We start from the raw sequence: 20,773 nt of genomic DNA, 5'->3' as shown, positions 1-20,773 counted from the left end.
CCGAGATTATTATAATGAATAATAACCCTACATTGTGGGTTTTTGCTGGCATCAATGGTGCCGGCAAATCCACAATTCAACAACGTGTTTTCGATAATGAAGAAATAAAAGTTATTAATGCTGATCTATTAGCCGCAGAGAAACCGCTTTTGTCCAGTGGAGCGGCTAACACGTTGGGTGGTGGCCGGGAAGCTATTCAGCAAGTCCGAGAAGCATTAAAAAATCGGGAATCATTCAGTATCGAGTCTACATTAGGGGGCAAAGGAGATCGTGATACTTATGCTCTTAAAGTTATGCAACAAGCAAAAGATCAAGGTTATCAAGTTCGGTTAATGTATGTTGCATTGAATTCAGTTGATACAGCAAAGGAAAGGGTAATAGCCCGTGTAGCGAAAGGAGGTCATGATATACCTGCTGAAACTATTGAACGACGTTATCCCGAAACTTTGGGGCGCTTACAAAGAGCAATATCGATAGCTGATAATGCTTATGTTTACGATAACACTGGCCGACATTATCAGCTTATTGCACAAAAAGAAAATGATCAGATGTTTTATTTTTCGCCCCCGGAGTGGATAGAAAAATACTTACCAAAATCAGCTCAGGATCTGCAATCAGCACCACAACAGCAGGAACCAATATCACAGCAGAAAACACTTGTAACAGAAGTAGATGGTTTTGTATTTGATAATAGCAATGTAAAGAAAGAAAGACTTGACCTAGATGCATTGGCTCAGGCAATTACAACTCATTATGATGGTGAAAAAACACACTATTCTTTTAATAAAGAATTGGCTTTTTTTGACTATGGTCAGTCAATAAGAATGGCTACAGAACAAGCATCACAACGTGATGAAATGGTACTGATTGCACTACAAACCGCCGCGCTACATCATAAAAGCGGATTTAAAATTGTAGGTAGTGATGAGTTTAAAGATAAAGCACTCTCCTTGATTGCTGAATATGATTTGAAAGTGACCTTAACTGATAAAAGTCAATTGGAGCAGTTAGAAAAATTAAAGCAAGATTATCAGAAAGAAAATAAACCTGAAGACAAATCAGTATCTAGTCAAACAGAGGATCATGCGGGTAAAAATAACTCTCTGGATGAGATAAAGGATAAAAAGCCAGAGCCAGATATAGATGCCTTAGTTTCCCAAGAAACTAAAATATCAGACGTGAATGCTAACTCTGATAAGGTATTAAATGAAGAGAAAGGACAAGATCAATATATTAGAGGTGAACTTGTTAAAACAGGAAAAGCGCCTTTTGAATTTAAAGAAGGTGAAAATGAAAGCCCTTATATTGTATTGAAAACAGACAATAAAGATAATCGTAATATTACATTATGGGGTGTTGATTTCCCCAGGGCGATTGCTGAAAATGATGTTAAATTAGGTGATCTGGTTAAAGTTAAACATTTAGGGAAAAAACCAGTTACTGTCTCTGTTCCAGTTAGAGATGAAAATAATAAAATAATTAAATATAAAGAAATAACAACAATACGTAATACATGGGAAGTTAAACCTGAATATCCTAAGCCAACAAAAGATAATCCTGATACCGTATTTCCAAAAGATTTTAAGGGATATGATATTGAAACATTCAAAAAAATACAGGGAAAAGTTCACGAAAAATTATACGATTTTTATGAAAAAAGCGGGATGATACCGAGTATCAGTAATGATATTGAAAAGTATAAAGGCGATTATATTTGGTTTTATCCGAATGGTAAGCCAGTTCCTGATAGTGTAACAAAACCGTTAACACCACCTAATATTTCAGATTATAACCGATTATCCGGCCAAATGGTTTTTACAGAGAATGGTACACCTGGTGCAGCTCCCGTTAATTCAGTGCTGGTTGCCGGTAGAGATGGATACCTGCAAGGGGTTGTACGTGATCCTAAGACAGATGTTTTCCATGATGTTATTGTTCCTATTAATACTAAAATGAAAGATGGCATTGTTGATAAAACCTATGTAACTTTTGCAGCATTTAAGGATGAGCAATGTAACTATATGGCCTATGGAAACATGGATAGTTCAGGTAATAACTTAAAATATAAGGTGTCAGAAACAAAAGATATTAGATCAATGAAGTTAACCAATCATGATTTCAAATATCAGAATAGCTTTGAACCGCTATTTGAAAATCAAAAATATCAAGCGCAACAGAGAGAGAACCAGCAACAAGAGGAACAACATGTTAATAAGAAAACAAAGGCAGCAAAACCGAAAATGTAGCAGAAGTAGTGTATTAATCTTAGGTGCATTTTTATTTGCTCAGTTTCTTTCTTTTGACGTATTAGCAGCTAATAATTCTATACCTAAGCATTTAGATTGTCCGGCAGGTAGGATAGCATTCGAGTCGCAAAAAATTGCAATACAATCTGAAATGAAAAGAGTAAACGATATGGCAAATGACAGTCAGGATATTAGCGATGAACTAGGTCAATGTTTGGGAGGGCTTTCTGTAAACATTAAAATACCAACTTTCCCTTCAATTAAAGAGATCTTAGATAAAATAAAAGAAGAGGCTTGCAAGGTCGCTAGATCTCAAGTTGACGAACATATAAGAGGTAAAATACCTTCATCGATAGATCCATGGAAATATGTTTCAGATGAAATACCTGATAGTAAATATAGGGAGTATATACCGGGAGTAGGTAGGAAAAATATTAACATAAATACCAAAGATCAATTTAAAGATAGCTCAGCTTTTCCCTGGTCGCTTTAATGTGACAACCCCTCGTTTTTGCGAGGGGAAGTAATTTATAAAGGTGATATTTTTTCTAAAATGATATTTAGTATATTTATTATTTTTCATTGAGTAATATTTTTCAAACCTTGTACTTTTCAAGTTCTGACGGTGTTAGCTTAGAAAAAAATGGCGAGCGATTACCAACGCCAGACCATGTGTGAATTATTTCTTTTCCTTCTTTTATTTCTACAGCTCTATACATGACAGGTAACTTTGCTGTTTTATTAGGAGAGATATTATATTTTTCTAATTCATCTTCAGAGAGGTTTTTGAAAAAATTTGGTCGTCTTCCTACGCCTGTCCAAGAATAAACTTTCTTTTCACCTGTTTCATCTATTGTTACTGCTCTGTATTTCACTGAAAACTTATTGTTTTTATTGAATTTTCTTCTTTTATCTACAGAGTCATTATTATTATCAGTATCGGAAATGGTTAGTTCATTAATAAAATTATTAACCTCCTCATCATTCATTCCATCTTTTTTTAGCTCATCAATTAATTTATTTATTGCTACGTTTAATTTTTCATGTTTTGATTCTCTACATTTAATTAAATCTGCTATTATATTGTTCATGTTTTGATTCGTATGGTATAATTCATCATCAGTGAATTTACTCAAATAACTTTTAACGCTTTCTGCGTTAGTTAGTATCTTTCTAAGAAAATTTAAATTCCTGGTAAAAACCATATCTGTCATTCTACTTACCTCTAAGGGCTAATATGGACAACGATAATAAAGACAAAGATAATCAAGATATTGTAGCAACTATTACTGAGTATGTTATTAAAGATGTTGTTAAAACTCTAAACAAAACGTGGCTGACAATCAGTTTAGGGTTAACTGCTGTATTGTGCCTATCTATCCTTACAAACATTTACTTTGGTGTAAAACTGGTAAACAAAGAAAGAGAATATTTTGCGACAAGTGAGGGTTATGTTTTTCCTATCACATCAACTAAAGAACCTATTTATAACGAAAATGATGTACAAGAGTTTGCGGCAAAAAAATTAAGTGAATCATTGCAATTAAATTTTGTTCACATTGATAGCCAACTTTCTAAGGTTAAACCTGATTTTACACAAGTTGGTTATGACTCTTTTTATACCGCGCTACAAAAAAGTGGTCTTATTCAAGAAATTAAAACAAAGCGTTTGAACTTGAAGACTCTGTTTTCACCGGGAAATTTAACAACAATGGGAAAACTTCCTAATGGTGTTTTTGCCTGGCAATTTCGTTTTCCTATCACAATGCAAAAAGTGAGTGGAGACGGGAGTTACCGCAGTGTTGATTACAACGCATATGTTCAGGTAGTCCGAGTAAGTACAAGCAATAAACCTAATGGTATTGCTGTTAACCAAGTTGTTTTAACACCGGCCACTTAATACGAGGACGATATTTATGAAAGTGAAATCTATTGTAATCGCCTTCGCTGCTTTGTTTTCTTTTGGTGTAAGTGCTGAAGAAGTTCAAAAAAATACGACTCCATCAATACAAAATGCGGTATCGATGGATGCGCAAGATATGCAAGTTAATAGCAATACTTCAAAAGATAATCAAGCGGAGAAAACAAGACCTACAACGGCATTACCTTCATCTAATGATGTTGTGAGAGCAGCACAGCACAATACGCCGACTAAACAAGTAACTATCGAATCGGTCGGAGAGTTGCCTCCATTACCTGATGATTTGCAGTCTTTGGTTGAGCCAATAACGCCAAATCAAATACGCACAGTGAAGCAAAAATTGCACAACATAGAAGAAGCTGTTAATGAAATTCCGTATTCACCAATTCCTAAAGTTAGTAGTCAGACGGTGAGTTTATCCGCAGGTTCTGCTATTCCCCAGGTTAGGATTTATAAAGGTGTGACAACGACGATTACTTTTTCTGATATTACGGGGCAACCGTGGAAAATATTAGTCCCTCCGGTTAATTCCAATAGTCAGGCTATGAAATCTAGTTATATACCAGAATCACCGATCATGTTTATTCAACCACTTTCAAATTATGTAAATGGCAATGTAACGGTTGCCTTAGAAGGGTTGCCAACACCTATCACGGTTAATGTTATTACTGCTACCCCAGACAGGCAGAAAAAAACGGTCAATGTTGATTATCGGTTAGATTTACGTATTCCAAAACGCAGCCCTAATGCTTTGACGAGGACACCAACCCCGACACAGAAAATTGATTTATACAGCAAAGAACTTCAAGCGTTCGTTGATGGTGTACCGCCTGAAAATGCAAAAAAAGTGAAGCTAAAAAATGCCCCAGCTAATACTGAAGCCTGGCTCATGGGTGATGAGTTAGTTATCAGAACGGATCTTTATTTGCGTGATGAATTTAGCCGAACCCTGACAGCTATTGATGGCACTCATGTTTATGTGCTCGATATTACGCCAGAAATTTTACTTTCAGATCTCAGCACAACACGTCGTGTCATGGTCGATGTGGGTTAAGGGGAGGGGAGCAATGACGGCCAAAAAACACTCAATGAAAAAGCTCGCTATTGTTATAGCAGGGATAGTAGCGGCTGGTGTAGTTATAGGTATAGTCATGATCTCATCGGGCAGTGATGAGTCAACAATGGCTGCACCATCAAAAGTTGTGAATAAATCTACGCGTATTGAAACAAATGATACTGATGATGATGAAAGCTACCGATTGCTTTTACAGCAGTATAACGAAATCAATACTGAAAAAGCATTAGCAACGGGTACAAGTTATGTTGGTATGTCTCAAGGTAAAACCGTTCCTTCCCCTGATGTTAATGTCCAGCAATATGATTGGGAAAAACAGACCCCGCCCACGCAACCGGCGCGATCTTCTAATCAACAAAGTTCAGATAATAAACAAGAAGAAGAGTTTAAAAAACGTAGATTAGCGCTTTTACAAAAAATAGAAGATAAAAGGGGGGTTCCTGAAATTGAATCAATTATTGCCACTACTAATCTATATGCAAAAGATATTGATAAAGAAAATAAATGGCCTGAGTGGTCAAGGAGTCTTTTTCCTGAAACAGCGGCCACTGCATCTTCACAAACCGGAACACAGGCTAATGATCAACCAGATAGGGGAGTGCAGTTAGTTGAAGGTTTATCTGCTTTTCCCTCTGTTGTTGATACGAAAGTGGATAGTGATAACCAAAATATGAAGATGGTTGCCCGTATAGCATCCGGTAAGTTAAGAGGTGCAAAACTCTTTTCTGAGCAACTGGCTCTAGCTGGTAATGGGATTCAAGTCAAATTCACGGAAATGCAATGGAACGGGCAACATTATCAAATTGAAGCCTATGCAGTAGAACCAGGAACAAAGGAATTTGCCATTGCCAGTGATGTGAATAATCGTTGGCTCACTCGTATTGTCTTACCGGCACTCGCTTTTGGTATCGGGCAAACAGGAAGTCTGTATAAAGACAGTAACTCTAGCATGATAGTTACTCCTAATGGGACTGCGTTTCGTAGTCAAGGTCGCCCTAATAGTGAAGCTATCGCCGGGACTATTGCCGGAGGTATTGGCGAGCAGGCAGGAAGAGTATTATCTCAAGAGTTCAGCAAATTACCTGTTAAGCAAGTCACGGTTGATGCTCAGAAAGTGATCGGCATTCAGTTCATTAAACCTGTTTATAGCTCAGATATAATTAATAAGTAGAGGGCAATATGTCAGATAAAGGTATTCTTTTTGATGATGTTAATAACGATACTTTAGATTTTGACTTATCAGCTAATAAAGAAAAAAGTAATAAGCCAAAATCGCCCCTTCATGCAACGAATGATAAAACTAAAAACAGCAATGTTAGTTTTATCGCTAAGTATTGGCCTCATGGTCTTGGTGCTGTTTTAGTTGTTGGAATGATTTCTCTTTTGGCCTATGAGCCATCAAATGATAGCACTGAAACACAAAAAGCAATGGTTATAAATCAGCCTGTTAAACATGAACAATCACAGACTGACTCAGGTTATATTGAGCGTCCTCAGTCGTCTGAGCAGGTAGCCAATTTATCTAAAATTTTAGTGGAGCAAAAAAAGCAGATTGATTTATTACAAGAGGAAAGTGAACATTTTAAAGTAGCGCTTACTCAACATAAACAGGCGATCCAGCAGTTACAACAAGATCGCAATTTAAGTACACCTCAGGTTATTAATGAAAGCGTGAAAGTTCAGTCAAAATATCCATCGAATATATTATTAAATAATATGTCGCTAAATGACATTAGCGGCAGTATTGCATGGATTAAATATCAAGGTAAAACACACGCTATACAAGTCGGCGATTTATTAGGTAGTGTCAGAGTAATATCGATTGATCCGCAGGAAAGAATAGTGATCACGAATAAAGGGTTGATCAAATAATTTCATGGTGAGCGTATGAACCTGGATATTGATAAAATATTGACAACAATAGGGCAAAATGCTCCGTTGATTGTTTCAACAATCTTTATTATTGGCGGTGTATCAGGGCTTCTTATCACTATCAGTTTCTTATTATCTGCTAAAAGACAGGCAGTACATCTTCAATCAATGAGAGTTGGTCGAATATTTTTAGGGATATTTTGCGCTGCCTTTCTTATTGGTATGTCAGAATTTATTTCTCAGGTTGGAGCTGGTTTTGGTTTGGGTTATGGGGAAATCAGTTATGGCGTACCAAATGTAGCATCTAAGGGTATTTATGGTTATGGGGCAGATACCGTTAACTCAGTCTTGGCTATTGCAAGAGTAATTGGTGTTATTTTCGTGTATGGAGGATTAAAACAACTATCTGATTCTAATTTAGAGGGAAATACTGATTTATCTAGTTCACAGTCTAGAGGACGGGGAATAATAAAAATAGTGTGTGGTGTATTGCTTATTTTTAACCCTGAAGTAATGGAGTCGTTGAGTAGAACTTTTGGCTAATTAAATAAGGTAAAACAACTATGTTAACTAAAGTTTATAATGTTGCATTAAAAATGAAGACTGCGTTTAAAGCTCGTAAGTATCAATTAATGGTAGCTTTATATGGTCTGTTATTATTGCCTTCTGCTGCTCGTGCAGAAACTATTTGGGATAATATCAGAAGCTGGGGAGATGGTTTGAAAAGTATTCGTGAACCTATTATGTGGGGAGCGGGTACAGCAGGGATAGTTATTATTATTTCTGGCTTGTTCATGATTAAGAATGTTAATGATGCTAAAAAACAAGGTCAGACAGGTGGCCGTAGTATGGGAACCGCCGTTATTGCGATTCTTATCGGTGCATTTTTAGTAGGATTAGCCGCCTTTATCAAGATTGCAACTGGTACAGCCGGTGTTGAATCTTCATTATAAGAAGAGAGTAGATTAAATGAGCAATAGCCAACAAGTCGCAACATGCTGTTTTTTTTGTGGAGTGAAAACAGATGCTCTATATGAATTAAAAGAAGATGGAAAAAAGAAATTAATCTGTTTGTTGTGTGCAGAACAGCAAACAGAATTATTTTCTTCTGATGCGACTGTTGGCTTTTTTGGGGTGAGAAAGCACCCCCGAAAATGTTACATGCTACTGAAAAGGGCTGTTATAAAAGCCCTTGATAGCGATGATGAAAAGCTGCAACAAAAAGCACACCTTATTTTAAAAAAAATGAGTGAATCTTCTGTTTTGGTTGAAGGGTTGTATGGTTCATCTCAAAGAGAAGATTTAAAAATACAATTACGCCAGCAACAAAAATTAGTTTTAATTGATAGTGATAAGCAAGTTGCTGATAAAGTTAAACAGGAAAATGATAACTACCCTGACATTAAAGAGTGGGAAAGAATTTATCAATCTTATAAGGGGAAGATATGAGTTTTTTAGATAATTTAGCGGAAACTATCGTTAAAAAATTTGCCAGCAACGGGACACTAAATTATGCCGATCTGTGTACGGTGATCGGTTTGAATAGTGATGATAAAAAATTACATCCTGAAATAAAAAATCCTTATATTTTCACCACAGAAAAAAATGAATATTTATCTGTGGCGGAAATAGTTGGGGCTAAATCAGCGTTTGGCGAAAAAGATTATAATGCTTATATAAAAGAATTGGCTATCGGGTTATCACAAGTTTTTAGTAAGAGCGGCCATAAAGTTAGCCTTTTCTTTGAAAGAGATCCCCTTAAAAATCTTGATGAACTGAGTAGTCTATATCAACCTCATGTTTCAGCAATGAAACGGCTTAATATAGATTTAACTTCTATCATAAAAGATGAGGCTGATAAATTATCCGCACATTATTCTCAAGAGAAATGTTATTTTGTTTTATACTCAAGTTTATCTTTGGTTAGTAAAGAAGAGATAGAAGAAGATACAAAGCGTATTAGTCGTGAACTTAACGGTGTAATGGCTTCAGAAAGAGGCCAAAATCCTTTAATTTATTCTTTGTCAGGGTTGAAAATATTGCATGACGCTGTTTTTTGGAAGTGTATTTCGACGTTAAAAGGAACAGCGGATAATGGATTGGTTATTGATGTTTTAGATGTAAAAGAAGTCGGTAATATACAAAAAAGAATATATAACCCGAATTCAACGCCTAAAAATTGGGAGCCTAGAACCGTCTATGATAAAAATATCGCATATGAGAGAAATTCGAATATTGATGAAGATAGGCTATTCCCAACGAAGCTAAAAAACCAAGTCTTAACGAATAAAATTGATGTTTATAATGATCTTATAGAATGTGATGGATTATTTTATAAATCAACATATGTTGATGATATGCCATTGTATCGAGTGTCATTTCAGAAACTTTTTAAAGAAATTCCTAAAGCGATCCCTTACCGAGTCAAATTTGATTTAATCGGGGGATGCGATACGATGTGGCGTTCAACTGTATTATCTATTCTTCGGTTTTTACCCGGATTGAAAAATATTGCTACTGATCTGGACTACCTAGAAGAACAGAATAAAGTTGAGCCATCAATTCGGTTTGCCATTGAATTTACTACATGGGGAAAAACAACCCATGATACCAAGCGAAATACTTCAATTTTATCTAAAGCTGTTCAAGGTTGGGGGATTTCAACGGTATCAGACAGTTATCCTGATCCTGTTGTTCCTTTTATTTCCAGTATTCCTGCGTTGGCACAAAGAACATCAGCCGAAATTGCCTTTTCACCATTAAGCGATGCGCTTTATTTTTTGCCATTTGAGCGCCCCGCCAGTGTCTGGGCTAAAAATGGCATTGTTTTCTATTTAACTGATGATGGAAAACTTTTTCCTTATCGAATTGCCAGCAATTTACAGCTCAAGCACACAGAAATGATTACCGGCACACCAGGTAGCGGTAAAAGTGTGTTAGCTAACCGGAACAATCTTGCTTTGGTTTATTTGTCACAGCAACGCTTACCTTTTGTGACAATTGTAGATAAAGGGCTATCAGCTAAAGGTATCTATGATCTACTTTCTCAGGTCTTGCCCCCTGAAGAACGCCACCAGATTTCTCATGTTGTATTGGAGAATAGCCGTAGGCATAGAGTCAATTTCCTAGAAACCCAGTTAGGAAGCCGTTATCTAACTTCATTGGAAAAAACCTTTGTTGTTCAGATGTTATCTGCATTTTGTATTGATCCAGAAAAAGGACTTCCACCGAATGCGAACGATATTAACTCTGTCTTACATATTCTTGTTGATCTGGTATATGAAAAATTGCGTCATGAAAAAGCAAAACTCTTTGAACCGAGTCAGAGTGTCGTTAATGAGGCGATTGAGAAAGCAGGACTCCTAAGCGAAAAAGGGGAAGAATGGCTAGCAATGGCATCGTGGTTTGATATCGAAGATGCTTTGTTTGATAAAGGGGAAACTTATGCGGCCACAATTGCACATCGCCATGCAATGCCAGTGCTCGATGATTTTCAATCCTATATCCACGAACCACAACTGGAAGCCGATTATAAGAAAGTTAATATTGAAGGCTCTCAGGAGAATGTACTTGATTATATCGGCCGATCAATCCGGGCAGCCACAGGAAAGTACCCGATTTTATCGGATACGACAAACTATGATTATAACGCCCAAACCCGCGTTACTATCCTAGATATGATGAATGTACTAGGGGCTAATACTCCAGAAGGACAATTACAATCAGGTATTATGTATTTATTCGCTCGCCATCTGGCAACGAAGAATTACTATTTACCGCAATGTGCCGATTCGTTTTTACAAGAAATTGATCCCCGTTATCGCCCATACCATGAAAAACGGATAGCCGAACTTGCTGAAGAAACAAAGCATACCTTTTATGATGAATGTCATAACTTCAAGGATATTCGATTTATTCAGAACTCCCTTAACACTGCTGACCTTGAAGATCGTAAATTCGGTGTAAGAACCGTTTTCTCTTCTCAATATGTACAACACATGCCGGAATCGGTCATTAAATCTGTAAATAGTCTTTTCATGATGCGATTAGCTGATGGGGATAAAGAATATCTTGAAGGATTAGGTATCTCGATTCCCAATGATGTTATTAAACGATTCAACCAACTTTCGTCCGGGGCGGCCAGAGATGGCAGTGGTACATACTTTTTGGCTGTTTTTAAAACTACAGAAGGGAATATTTGCCATATTCTGAAAAATACAGTCGGTACTAAGCAGCTATGGGCGCTGACCTCAAATATGAAAGATAGAAAGCTGAGGGAGTTCCTTTATAAAGCAATAGGGGTAAACGCCACCTTAGATATTCTGTCAGATCGCTTTCCGACGTCCACAGCGGTTCCTTATTTAAATAGCCTTTCTGACTCTGATACTGATGATGGTGAAGATACAACATTAATTGAAAAGCTCGCTAAAGAACTAATCGTTGCTCATTCACATAAGGGGACAAAATGAAATATTCCCGATCACCAATAAAAAAACTATCAGCACTTGTCTCAATATTATGTATAAGCAATCCTGTTTTTGCTTGGACAGTAAACGTTAATAGCTCTGTTCCGGTACAAACAATGGTAGTACCACAATTAAGCTCGATTAACGGCCAATTGGGAACGGTTAACTCTCAATTGGGAAACATACAGGTAACGTTGAATAATATTGGCTCTGCTATCAATCAACAAGGTGATAGACAGGCGTCATTGATAGACCAGGCATTTAAAAAACAGCAACAATTTGAAATTGCGCAGAAAAAACAAGATAGACAGAAAGCAATCATTGATAAGTATAAAATACCTGATGATATTTGTGCTCAATCAGTTTCCGGTGGAATGAGGAGCGCAAATAATGCAGCTTATTCCGGTATTGCTTCATTAGGCGCGGCAAGTTCAAATTCAAATGTCAGAAGTGCTTATCTGGCTCCGGCCAAATCAACAGATGTTGATACCGGCAATACTGCTTCAGTACACAGCGCCTATTGTAGTGAAACTGATATGGTAGCCTATGGCGGCACTAATTTTTGTCAAACTAAATCAGATATGCCTAACGGTGATATATCGCTTTCCAGTGTTCTACAGGGTGCAGGCCAACCCAATAAACAGCCAGAGTTTACCTTTACTGAAAAACAAGTTGATGCTGCCCTGCTTTATGCTAAAAACACCGCTGGCCGCAGTGCGGGACGAGCGCCAGCAAAAGGCGAAGTAAAATCAGCTTCTGGCCGAGTCTATCTAGGTCTTTTGAAACAATATCAGGCTTATATTGACGCAGCACAGCAACCACAACTGGAATTAATAGCAGCTAGTAAACCCAATCCTCAAACGATAGATCCGATTAATGAGGCTTTAAAAGTACCCAGTATGCGACATTATTATGATCGAACAGTCTCTGCGACAGGAAAAGGAAAGGAGGGAATGTCTTTAAGGGAATTCGAACAATTTGAAGTAGGTAGACGTTATTCAAATATTGCCTATCAAGCTGATTTAGCCAGTAAAACAGAGACTGAATTGTTGAAAGAGCAAATTATGGTATCAAATCTCACAAATTGGCTTTTATTAGAGAATAAAAAACAGTTAGAAAAGCAAAATATTTTGAATGGACAGATTCTTGCTATATTAGCGTACGGTCAATATAAAGATTTACTGGATTCAAAAGTAAATCAATTAAACCAGGCTGTTAGTGCTAAATAATTATTGTGTTAACTTTACTGATTAAGGTTAATTGTTGTAATTGATGTTTTGATATACAATTAAATATATGTAGTCAAAACATCAAAGGTAACTACGCATGAGTAATAATAAAAATGAAAATATTAAACCTAAGAAATTTATAAAAACAAAGAAGTTTCTTTATCATGCAACAGGGTTTTCTGATATTGTCTTTATAAGAAAAATATTTATCGAAGTATTCGATAAACAAAGAAATCGTTTTTCTTTATTAAAAAAACAATATGATGATTTTAAAAGTCAAGATAGTGAAATTGATTTTTCAAAAAAAATCTATGCTGATTTTTTTCTTTCAATAGCAGAAGAAAAAGAAATCCTTCAGAGGATTAAATCAGCTAAAAGACGCTGGTTAGTTTTACTCACAATTTTAGGTGTGGCAGCGGTGGCTGCTTTTGTTGTTTGCCTATCTACATTGTTTGTTAGCCCCCTACCTTTTTCTGTTTACCTCAAATCTTGGGGTATTTTGGCTTTGATTATCGTATTTGGCGGTTACGTTTTTATAAAAAGTATGGTTAACGAATTTGTAGCCTGGCAGATGGTAAATAAACGACATTCACAAGAAGAGGGCGGTGGTTTTGAGTCATTTACAAAAACAGATTGGATATGGCAAACCTTAAACTTCCAACAGTGCGGAAAGCAGGACGAAGAAAAAAATGAAAATATCAATCGTGAATAAACTCCCCTGGCTTTTTGCCTTCATGCCTGGTCTTGCCCTGGCAGCTAATGATATGGGGGTTGATAACCTTCTTGATGCGGCAAAACGTTCAGGTGATTTATCTCGCCAATTATTAAAACTTATTTTTGGTGAAGTTATCGAAAACCCGCTTAATTTCACTGGGGACGGTGGTCTTTTAGGGAATGTTATTTTTTCATTTAATGGAGCTGTATTAGCGCTTGCTATTATTTATCTAGGCTGGATCTCACTGAAAAAAACAACGAGAGGGGCGCAGCTTGGGCAAATTATGGAGCAGGGAACAGATACCGGTAATAAATTTGTTAAAACGACTGTCGGGTTTATTTCTTTGATACCTACCCCTGCTGGTTGGAATGTCGCTCAATTATTCTTCTTGTGGGCGGCTGCATTGGCTGGTGTTGGAGCCGGAAATATTGTTAGTGATAAAGTCGCCAGCGAGTTAGGGCGAGGGCAAACACTGTATACCCAGCCCGTAATGCCAGAAATGGTATCCGTTGCTAAATCCATGTTTGAGACAAATCTTTGTGCACTGGGGATTAATCATGGATTAGAACAGCAAAAAGCATCGGGTGAAGGATATGAATCCCGCGCCGAGATGAAGGTTAAAGCAATCACTAATGATCCTCGAAGATACTCTGTTGAAATCACTAATGGTTCAGCCAGTTGTGGGGGGTTTACATTAAAACCGGCAATTATTCCGGGCGCTGGTTCCGAGTTTGTGAGTATTACGAATACCATTAGAGATGCTTCGCGGACAATGTTTGATTCAATGCGGGAGGCGGCTAAAGAGTTTAATGAAGCGTATTTTGCCCGCTTGCGTGGGGATGATATTGTATTGTCTGATGTTGAAACAAAAATACAGCAAGCCGCACGGGAATATCAACGCACCGTAGGTAATTCAATTAATATGCGGGGAATGGAAACCACACAACTCAGACTGTTAACGCAAGAAATGGAAGAAAAAGGTTGGATGGCAATAGGTGGCTATTTTCGTCTTATCTCTTCCGCCAATACTAGTCTTCAGAACGTAGCATCACATACACCAGTAGTTTTTGGTGTTCAGCCAGAAGGGGATTATGCTTCACTTGATTATTTTCAGGGACTATTCCAAGCCTACCATTCTCAGTTAAAAAATAGCACCTATACGCCCGCACTAGGGGGAGAAGGTTCTAATATTAATGCAATTGAACGTTCGAGTAGTAATGAGAAGGTTGATCCTAGTGATGTTTCTGGAATCATTAGTAGGTTAATTCCGTGGGAAAAATTCTTCCAAGCTAAATGGGGTTCTGGTGATGGCGAAACTGAGCTGACTAATCCCATCTTAAAAATAAAAGAGGTTGGTGATTGGACTATGGGGCTATCTGAAATGGGATTAGCGGCATGGTTCGGTTTAAATGTCGGTGAAAAAGTCGTTAAAAATAACATAGGGGGGCGGGTTGTTAACTTTTTTACTGGTATTGGTGATGCAGCAGATGAAGGTCTGAGAATATTAAACGGTTGGGTATATACCGCATTAATGGTGTTAATTATTGTAGGGGGAATTATGTCGGTTTATATCCCATTGATTCCCGTCATAAACTGGCTGGTTGCGGTGACTGACTGGTTAATAGCAGTAGTTACGGGTTCTGTGGCTTCAACGATGTGGGCGGCCACACATTTAAATGTTGGAGAAAGTAACGCAGATCGAAGCCAAACCGGTTACATTTTTTTAATTGATGTACTTATTCGCCCTTTATTGATGGTTATTGGCTTTTTGTTTGCGACATTAACGATTATTGCACTAGGAACTTTGGTTGATGTATTCCTTGTACCAATGTTCCGAGTTGCACAGGGTACATCTACAGCAGGATTGGTGACGTTTATTTTCTTTTTACTCTGCTATGCCCGAATTATGGGGGGGTTAGTGCTCAGGGTGTTTACGTTGCCGGTTCGCTTGCCAAATTGGGTTATTAGTTGGATTGGTAATCGTGGTTATGATTCTATTTTAGGTGATATGAGTAGCCATATTTCTGGTATCTTCGGGGGCTTATCACGCATAACAAGATCTCCAGGAGCTGGTAGTTCATCTTCAAAAGTACCTTCTGGTGATGGTATGGATGGCAAATAATGGGGGAAAATATGGTTCAACTTACTGGTAATACAGTTAAAGCTAATCCCTGGCGTTTTTGGGCTGTATTGGCTTACTTATATCTTTTCCTGGGGTTTTGGAACATTGGGTTAGTTGCCATTATTCCAGCATTTCAGCGTCCAAATCACGGCCTTTTAGAAGAACCGATCTTACAGCTTGCTCTGGTGGCTGATATTCTGATGGTTTATATCATTGTACAATCGGGGCGTTATAACCTGAAACAATTAGCTCCTTACTATAAATTGGAAAAATCCGGTTATTTTGATTGGGCTAAAAGGGGTTGGCGTGGAAGCCGCCGCGAATTTCAAATGGGCTGTGATGATACAACCGGAATTTTTTGTATGTGCTTAATTTCACCTTACAATAACTTTGATCGGCATGTATCGATTATTGAGTTTGAGAATGTAAGACATTTCCAGTTTACGTCCGTATCTTCAGCTACATATCAGGTCATATTGACACTGGATTCTGCCGATGTGCCACAAATCGTATTTACACTACCCACTAAATATGAACCTGAGTTCTTCAGAACAGCTTCAGCTATCACACATAAGACATCTGAACAGTTATCCGCAGTCAGAGGAAAAGGCTATCAGAAGTGGCGACAAGAAATGATAGATAAAGGATGGATGATTACTCCAGGTACAGGAAAAAATACAGCGGAGCTTAATGTTTCAGTAGATCCGGCATTTTTTATCAAGCGCTAGACATTCTGTTTTCAATAAAAAAACGGCTAAACATAGCCGTTTCAAAATTTTTATTATTCCTGTATTTTTTCTTGTTTTGTATGATAAAAATAAAGATAGGCCAATCCTATTGGTGCAATGAAGATGGAGAATCCCCAACATAAAATCATGGTAATTATTTTTGCGAACAGCATTACGATTACATTGATAAAAAATACATTCTCACCCATGATAAAGGCTATGATCTGTTCATAGACAAATCGTGCATATGGATAAAGAAATGCATTAATCATTGAGATCATAATGATACCAATAGGAATTCCCTTCGTACTTTGGCTTCCCATCCATATAGTTAAAACTGAAATGCCTATCCCAAAAAACAGGTTTCGAAATAAATAACTACGATTTAAACCACCTAGCGTTTTTTTTAGTATATCCACTATGCTATCACCTTAATTATAATATATCATAATCCGATTCATATGAATGATTTACATTTCCATTTTCTCAGGAAAGCTAATCAAGATATCATCAATATCATTATTTACCCAGGTGTCCCAGAATTCAGGAAACCTTTTCTTAATATGATTAAGAAAAAATTGTTGAATACGCATATCAGATGGATCAACAAGAAAAGAATTATAAGATAACCCGTCTATTTCAAAAAGGTTATGTGGATTGTCACAGTTCGAAGAAACTATATTAATTAGGCTAATTACATCATCTGAATTATCGATTTTTATTTCGTTTATCACTTTTGAGTAAGGCAGAATAGATAATTCTTCAGGTGTTAATTTTTCACCCCTATTGAGCCTATCTCTCAATTCAAGGCTTCCATCAGGATAAAACATCTCATCTAGGGTAACAAAAGCATGAAAAATATGTTCATTATTGGTCATTATGGCTGAATCTCCATCTACAAAGTAATCGGATTTGCGTAGGATTGTTTTACAATTGGTTCATGCTTTCTAAATGAATACCTATTTCACAATCAGATGGAGGTTGATTTTTACCGTGGTTCTCGATTGTTAAAATTTTTCCCCTTACATTGAGATACATCCCTTCTCTTACCGCAAGCCTCACATTATCTTTCATGTAATTTTCTATTGGTAAGCTAACTACGTTACCTATACTGAAGCTCAAGGGATTATTTAGGACGCACTGAACGTCACCCCGATGAATTAATGTCTTACCAGTAAACCTTTTTTTGGCCTGTTCAGGGTTATTTCTATAGAGTTCGCAAACTTCTTTTTCAGTAACTGTTGTCTTTTCCTGGTTTCCTTTTTCCCAGTCATAAACTTTATCATTACTGGTATTAGTTACTGATTTAATTTGACTACTAATATCATTGAGTTGTTGGCAACCGGTTAACAATAGAATGGATAAAAGGTAAGGTAGTTTTTTCATTTTGATCCCTTATAGTAACAGTTCAAATTCATCTTCTTTTTCTGCAAAACAAGGTGCATCAACTCTATCAAGTTGATTGAAAAACTCGTAAGCCTGTTCAAATAGTAGGACACTGGCTATTTCAGCCTCAATATCATTTCTCCGATAATCAGCATGAATTTTTTCTAAGTTTTCCCATAGGCTAGTTAGAGGGGTTCTAAACTCATTCAGTTGAACGATCTTGCGTTCCTGAAGTACAGGAAATGTTAACGGTAAGGCTTTGACAGATGGTTTTTCAATGTTAATAAAGCGATTAATGCGAAGATTTAACGTCTTAGATGTTTTCTCTTCTTCTTTAATGTAAAAAGCGCGGCTTCTGACCAGCATATCTTCAATAGATATTAACCCTTCTCCTGGTTTAAGCCCTTTAAGCTCTTTAGCATCAACGCGGGTTTTTTCTCTGATTTGATAGGTATCTGACAATTCAGAAGCTGAAGAAAATACGCTCCCTTTATCTTTGATACTGCTTACGTCTGCGACATTAGCCATACCCACATTTTTTTCTACATTTGAAAATGTTTCCCCCATATCTTCAATAGCTAAAAAATACTTAACCCTGGTATTTCCTAAGACACTGTATGTTTCCGCTTTATCGACTTTCGACATAGAGTGTAAATCCTGAGTACCAAATACACCGCTATATTTCAACGCTCGTATTAAAGCGAAAAGAGAAGCAATGCCCCGTGAGAAGTATTGGCCGATTTCATCAAATTTAAATTGAAACGGAAAGCCAAAATAACGTGTTTCAGCGCGTTCTAGCGTTTCTTTATCTGCTTCAATTTTATTGCCGAGATCCTTAGTGACCGACATCCTGAACAGGTTAATAAACATCCCGCCAATGGTTTGCATTTCTGTTTGAGATAACTCAGTACCTGGTATTAAAACACACAGCAAGCGGCCATTATGGAGAACGTCTTGTATGTCAATATCCCCGTTATCATCCGGGAAAACATGGCTATATGTTTCAGAAAAGAAGTTCAACAATTTAACAAACTGGTTGGAGCGGTAGTTATGTTGTTCAAATGCTTCTTTCGCCCACATATCAGGCTGATTTCGTAGTTGGATATTAAATCCAGGTAAGTTTTCTAAGTAAGTTTCTAAAGCTGAATAGCCGTCATGATGCCAATTGTTAGCTTTCGCTTCGTTATACAAATTAACAATGTTATGTAGTGATAAATGATCTCTGATAACTTTTTGGTTTAGACTGAGTTCGCCTCTGGCGCGTTTATAACATAATGCGTTAATCAGGGCTTCTAAATATGATTTAGCCGACTCTTGCCATGAAGCGGAATCCCCCCCAACTTTGGGTAACATCGTTTGTAACAAGTTAATAATTAGCGTTGGTGTTGCTAAATTGAAAAGCGCTATTGTGTTAGAAACAAGTTCCGGGTTACGTGTGATAGTTTCAAGATCTGTTTGTTTCACTAAATGCTCGAAACGATCAGAATTACCAGTGATGAAGTTTACATAATAGGTATCTTCTTCACGGCCAAAACGCCTCGCTAATGACCAATGCGCAAAAGGCAATGCCATTGTAGCTTTTCCATCAATAAAAGCCTCACCAGCGCCGTGAAGAACCGTTTGTAAATAGAAGCCTAAAAGCACTTCTGTTTTTCCTGAACCTGTTGTTCCTAATACGGCGGCATGACGTAAAAGATCGTTGTCATTCCCCCATAATTCTTTCCCTGCTTTATCCTTGCGGGAAAAACCTAAGAAAATATTACCGTTCGCTTTAGCAGCCCGGAAAATTTTTTTTACAAATTTAATCCCTAAGAATCTTGATTCAGAGGCAGTTTCCACTGATAAAGATGGATCAAGAACCTCTGCATCAAAAGGTAATCGTAGGGGAAGTTTTTCTGGCTGACTGAAATATGAAGAACACCAAGCTAAAGTAACTGGTGCAATAAAGACCAACATAGCTGGGAATATAAGACACAAAATAGAGGCTATGACCAGGTAAATCATTAGATTACCTGGTGTGATAAGAAAGTCTCCTATGGGATCTCGTTTTTCGGGAGTCTGTATTTCTTCAGCCATAAAATCACTCCTGAGATAGTTGGTGCTTTAAGGCTGGGATATCTCGTATGAGACGTTGAGGCACTTCATAACCGGTATCTGAAATGATTGTTGGTGTACCTTGTAAGTTCATCATAGAAAAAGCCACATTATTTGCTTCAGCAAATTTTTTCGTTTCGTCTGTGATCTCCACATCTTTAGATAATGGTTTATTTTCAATAGCTGTTTTCCAGGTTGTTACCCTGTACTTTTCTGATGTGCTTAATACTTGTTCAACAATTGGTGCGGATTTTTCATGGCCAATAACTGAAACTGGAAAGATTTCGATATTAAAATGCTTGGCGGCTTCTTCCAAATCTGGCTCTATTTTCTGGCAATAAGGGCATAACGGATCAGAAAATACATACAAAGTCTTATCATGGCCGCTTGATAATTTGACAGAAAATTTACCTGTGGCAGCGGCCTGTTTAAGTGAATCTAATAGCTTTTGAGCATCTGGTGTGTTCACTGAAGCCATTACTGAATTGTTTGGTGTTATTGAGGTTGGCGCTGGAGCTGCTGACTCATATTGTGTTATTCCTGGTTGCATCATTCCAACCTGTTGGTATTGTGCTGAAAAATATGCAGCATTGGTTATAGCGCCGTTAATAGATAGAGTGAATCCAACTATTAATACGGGATAAATTATATAGTTAAACCCTTTAATAACTCGCTTAAATGCAAAATAATTCCTAATTTTTTTTCTTACTTCTTCAACTGCTTGAATTGCTTTGTGTTCATTTTCAAAAACATTAACTAATTCTTGTCTATTGTCAGAGTTTAAAAATAATTTATAACCGTTATCATTTTTTATAAATAAACTATAGTTTGATATGGGAACAGATATTGATTTTTCTTTATCTACTGTTCCATTTGCATTTAAAAAAAGAATATTATTTTTAATGGAAACTTTCATAAT

20 protein-coding genes are annotated in these 20,773 nt (G+C 37.1%); 14 read left to right on the top strand and 6 right to left on the bottom strand.

Translation table 11 applies throughout. The features are described 5' to 3' along the window. Window positions 1-14 precede the first annotated feature (14 nt). Both AACS92_RS13780 and AACS92_RS13775 read left to right on the top strand, forming a co-directional pair. Window positions 15-2,246 carry an LPD7 domain-containing protein gene (locus AACS92_RS13780; protein WP_099111532.1) on the top strand — a complete coding sequence of 744 codons (2,232 nt, stop codon included), beginning with the start codon at window positions 15-17 and terminating at the stop codon, window positions 2,244-2,246. Next, window positions 2,206-2,739 carry a hypothetical protein gene (locus AACS92_RS13775; RefSeq protein ID WP_099111531.1) on the top strand — a complete coding sequence of 178 codons (534 nt, stop codon included), beginning with the start codon at window positions 2,206-2,208 and terminating at the stop codon, window positions 2,737-2,739. The genes AACS92_RS13780 and AACS92_RS13775 overlap by 41 nt, the downstream gene beginning before the upstream one ends. 103 nt (window positions 2,740-2,842) lie before the next feature. Here the strand turns inward: AACS92_RS13775 and AACS92_RS13770 are convergent, their stop codons facing one another. Beyond that, window positions 2,843-3,460 (bottom strand): hypothetical protein, encoded by a 618-nt coding sequence (locus tag AACS92_RS13770; RefSeq protein WP_099111530.1) that lies wholly within the window; start codon window positions 3,458-3,460, stop codon window positions 2,843-2,845. Window positions 3,461-3,483: 23 nt separating this feature from the next. Here AACS92_RS13770 and AACS92_RS13765 point away from each other — a divergent pair, with 23 nt between their 5' ends. The 12 genes from AACS92_RS13765 to AACS92_RS13710 all read left to right on the top strand — a co-directional run bounded on the left by AACS92_RS13765 (window position 3,484) and on the right by AACS92_RS13710 (window position 16,374). Next, complete coding sequence (locus AACS92_RS13765) at window positions 3,484-4,146, top strand: DotI/IcmL family type IV secretion protein (RefSeq protein WP_099111529.1); 663 nt, start codon at window positions 3,484-3,486, stop codon at window positions 4,144-4,146. A gap of 16 nt (window positions 4,147-4,162) precedes the next feature. After that, a complete protein-coding gene (locus AACS92_RS13760) occupies window positions 4,163-5,221 on the top strand; it encodes a DotH/IcmK family type IV secretion protein (protein ID WP_099111528.1) in 1,059 nt (352 codons plus the stop codon). Window positions 5,222-5,234: 13 nt separating this feature from the next. Continuing rightward, window positions 5,235-6,413 (top strand): conjugal transfer protein TraO, encoded by a 1,179-nt coding sequence (gene traO, locus AACS92_RS13755; protein ID WP_099111527.1) that lies wholly within the window; start codon window positions 5,235-5,237, stop codon window positions 6,411-6,413. 8 nt (window positions 6,414-6,421) lie between these two features. Continuing rightward, window positions 6,422-7,114 carry a hypothetical protein gene (locus tag AACS92_RS13750; protein WP_099111526.1) on the top strand — a complete coding sequence of 231 codons (693 nt, stop codon included), beginning with the start codon at window positions 6,422-6,424 and terminating at the stop codon, window positions 7,112-7,114. Between the two features lie 15 nt (window positions 7,115-7,129). Continuing rightward, the gene (gene traQ / locus AACS92_RS13745) at window positions 7,130-7,657 is read left to right on the top strand and encodes a conjugal transfer protein TraQ (protein ID WP_099111525.1); all 528 of its coding nucleotides are present in this window, start codon (window positions 7,130-7,132) and stop codon (window positions 7,655-7,657) included. A gap of 20 nt (window positions 7,658-7,677) precedes the next feature. Then, window positions 7,678-8,067, top strand: a complete 390-nt coding sequence (locus AACS92_RS13740) for a DUF6750 family protein (RefSeq protein WP_099111524.1) — start codon at window positions 7,678-7,680, stop codon at window positions 8,065-8,067. Between the two features lie 16 nt (window positions 8,068-8,083). Beyond that, entirely contained in the window at window positions 8,084-8,563 is a 480-nt protein-coding gene (locus tag AACS92_RS13735) for a hypothetical protein (protein WP_099111523.1), read from the top strand. Then, complete coding sequence (locus AACS92_RS13730) at window positions 8,560-11,583, top strand: conjugal transfer protein (protein ID WP_099111522.1); 3,024 nt, start codon at window positions 8,560-8,562, stop codon at window positions 11,581-11,583. Before AACS92_RS13735 ends, AACS92_RS13730 begins: the two co-directional genes overlap by 4 nt. Then, window positions 11,580-12,809 (top strand): conjugal transfer protein TraW, encoded by a 1,230-nt coding sequence (traW, locus tag AACS92_RS13725; RefSeq protein WP_099111521.1) that lies wholly within the window; start codon window positions 11,580-11,582, stop codon window positions 12,807-12,809. Before AACS92_RS13730 ends, traW begins: the two co-directional genes overlap by 4 nt. 97 nt (window positions 12,810-12,906) lie before the next feature. Further along, the gene (locus AACS92_RS13720; RefSeq protein ID WP_099111520.1) at window positions 12,907-13,521 is read left to right on the top strand and encodes a hypothetical protein; all 615 of its coding nucleotides are present in this window, start codon (window positions 12,907-12,909) and stop codon (window positions 13,519-13,521) included. After that, the gene (locus AACS92_RS13715) at window positions 13,499-15,646 is read left to right on the top strand and encodes a DotA/TraY family protein (RefSeq protein WP_099111519.1); all 2,148 of its coding nucleotides are present in this window, start codon (window positions 13,499-13,501) and stop codon (window positions 15,644-15,646) included. The genes AACS92_RS13720 and AACS92_RS13715 overlap by 23 nt, the downstream gene beginning before the upstream one ends. 11 nt (window positions 15,647-15,657) lie before the next feature. Further along, a complete protein-coding gene (locus AACS92_RS13710; RefSeq protein ID WP_153044787.1) occupies window positions 15,658-16,374 on the top strand; it encodes a hypothetical protein in 717 nt (238 codons plus the stop codon). A gap of 53 nt (window positions 16,375-16,427) precedes the next feature. Here the strand turns inward: AACS92_RS13710 and AACS92_RS13705 are convergent, their stop codons facing one another. Genes AACS92_RS13705 through AACS92_RS13685 form a run of 5 tightly spaced genes read right to left on the bottom strand, consistent with a single transcriptional unit; the run spans window position 16,428 to window position 20,770 of the window. Beyond that, the gene (locus AACS92_RS13705) at window positions 16,428-16,793 is read right to left on the bottom strand and encodes a hypothetical protein (protein WP_099111517.1); all 366 of its coding nucleotides are present in this window, start codon (window positions 16,791-16,793) and stop codon (window positions 16,428-16,430) included. Window positions 16,794-16,844: 51 nt separating this feature from the next. After that, entirely contained in the window at window positions 16,845-17,252 is a 408-nt protein-coding gene (locus tag AACS92_RS13700; protein WP_099111516.1) for a hypothetical protein, read from the bottom strand. Between the two features lie 49 nt (window positions 17,253-17,301). Next, window positions 17,302-17,760, bottom strand: coding sequence for a hypothetical protein (locus tag AACS92_RS13695; protein ID WP_099111515.1), 459 nt, complete (start codon window positions 17,758-17,760; stop codon window positions 17,302-17,304). A gap of 9 nt (window positions 17,761-17,769) precedes the next feature. Continuing rightward, entirely contained in the window at window positions 17,770-19,836 is a 2,067-nt protein-coding gene (locus AACS92_RS13690) for a type IV secretory system conjugative DNA transfer family protein (protein ID WP_099111514.1), read from the bottom strand. Window positions 19,837-19,840: 4 nt separating this feature from the next. Further along, window positions 19,841-20,770 carry a DsbC family protein gene (locus AACS92_RS13685; RefSeq protein WP_099111513.1) on the bottom strand — a complete coding sequence of 310 codons (930 nt, stop codon included), beginning with the start codon at window positions 20,768-20,770 and terminating at the stop codon, window positions 19,841-19,843. Between the last annotated feature and the right edge of the window lie 3 nt (window positions 20,771-20,773).

It is taken from the genome of Xenorhabdus sp. KJ12.1 (assembly GCF_963876495.1).
Lineage (GTDB): Bacteria > Pseudomonadota > Gammaproteobacteria > Enterobacterales > Enterobacteriaceae > Xenorhabdus > Xenorhabdus stockiae.
This window is presented reverse-complemented; position numbering and strand designations above follow the sequence as displayed.

Bases quoted from the DNA above. Each gene is read 5' to 3' on its own strand.
- AACS92_RS13685 (WP_099111513.1), bottom strand. From the start codon at position 20,770: ATGAAAGTTTCCATTAAAAATAATATTCTTTTTTTAAATGCAAATGGA.
- traO (WP_099111527.1), top strand. From the start codon at position 5,235: ATGACGGCCAAAAAACACTCAATGAAAAAGCTCGCTATTGTTATAGCA.
- AACS92_RS13735 (WP_099111523.1), top strand. From the start codon at position 8,084: ATGAGCAATAGCCAACAAGTCGCAACATGCTGTTTTTTTTGTGGAGTG.
- traQ (WP_099111525.1), top strand. From the start codon at position 7,130: ATGAACCTGGATATTGATAAAATATTGACAACAATAGGGCAAAATGCT.
- AACS92_RS13740 (WP_099111524.1), top strand. From the start codon at position 7,678: ATGTTAACTAAAGTTTATAATGTTGCATTAAAAATGAAGACTGCGTTT.
- AACS92_RS13730 (WP_099111522.1), top strand. From the start codon at position 8,560: ATGAGTTTTTTAGATAATTTAGCGGAAACTATCGTTAAAAAATTTGCC.
- traW (WP_099111521.1), top strand. From the start codon at position 11,580: ATGAAATATTCCCGATCACCAATAAAAAAACTATCAGCACTTGTCTCA.
- AACS92_RS13710 (WP_153044787.1), top strand. From the start codon at position 15,658: ATGGTTCAACTTACTGGTAATACAGTTAAAGCTAATCCCTGGCGTTTT.
- AACS92_RS13690 (WP_099111514.1), bottom strand. From the start codon at position 19,836: ATGGCTGAAGAAATACAGACTCCCGAAAAACGAGATCCCATAGGAGAC.
- AACS92_RS13775 (WP_099111531.1), top strand. From the start codon at position 2,206: ATGTTAATAAGAAAACAAAGGCAGCAAAACCGAAAATGTAGCAGAAGT.
- AACS92_RS13715 (WP_099111519.1), top strand. From the start codon at position 13,499: ATGAAAATATCAATCGTGAATAAACTCCCCTGGCTTTTTGCCTTCATG.
- AACS92_RS13695 (WP_099111515.1), bottom strand. From the start codon at position 17,760: ATGAAAAAACTACCTTACCTTTTATCCATTCTATTGTTAACCGGTTGC.
- AACS92_RS13765 (WP_099111529.1), top strand. From the start codon at position 3,484: ATGGACAACGATAATAAAGACAAAGATAATCAAGATATTGTAGCAACT.
- AACS92_RS13720 (WP_099111520.1), top strand. From the start codon at position 12,907: ATGAGTAATAATAAAAATGAAAATATTAAACCTAAGAAATTTATAAAA.
- AACS92_RS13770 (WP_099111530.1), bottom strand. From the start codon at position 3,460: ATGACAGATATGGTTTTTACCAGGAATTTAAATTTTCTTAGAAAGATA.
- AACS92_RS13750 (WP_099111526.1), top strand. From the start codon at position 6,422: ATGTCAGATAAAGGTATTCTTTTTGATGATGTTAATAACGATACTTTA.
- AACS92_RS13760 (WP_099111528.1), top strand. From the start codon at position 4,163: ATGAAAGTGAAATCTATTGTAATCGCCTTCGCTGCTTTGTTTTCTTTT.
- AACS92_RS13700 (WP_099111516.1), bottom strand. From the start codon at position 17,252: ATGACCAATAATGAACATATTTTTCATGCTTTTGTTACCCTAGATGAG.
- AACS92_RS13780 (WP_099111532.1), top strand. From the start codon at position 15: ATGAATAATAACCCTACATTGTGGGTTTTTGCTGGCATCAATGGTGCC.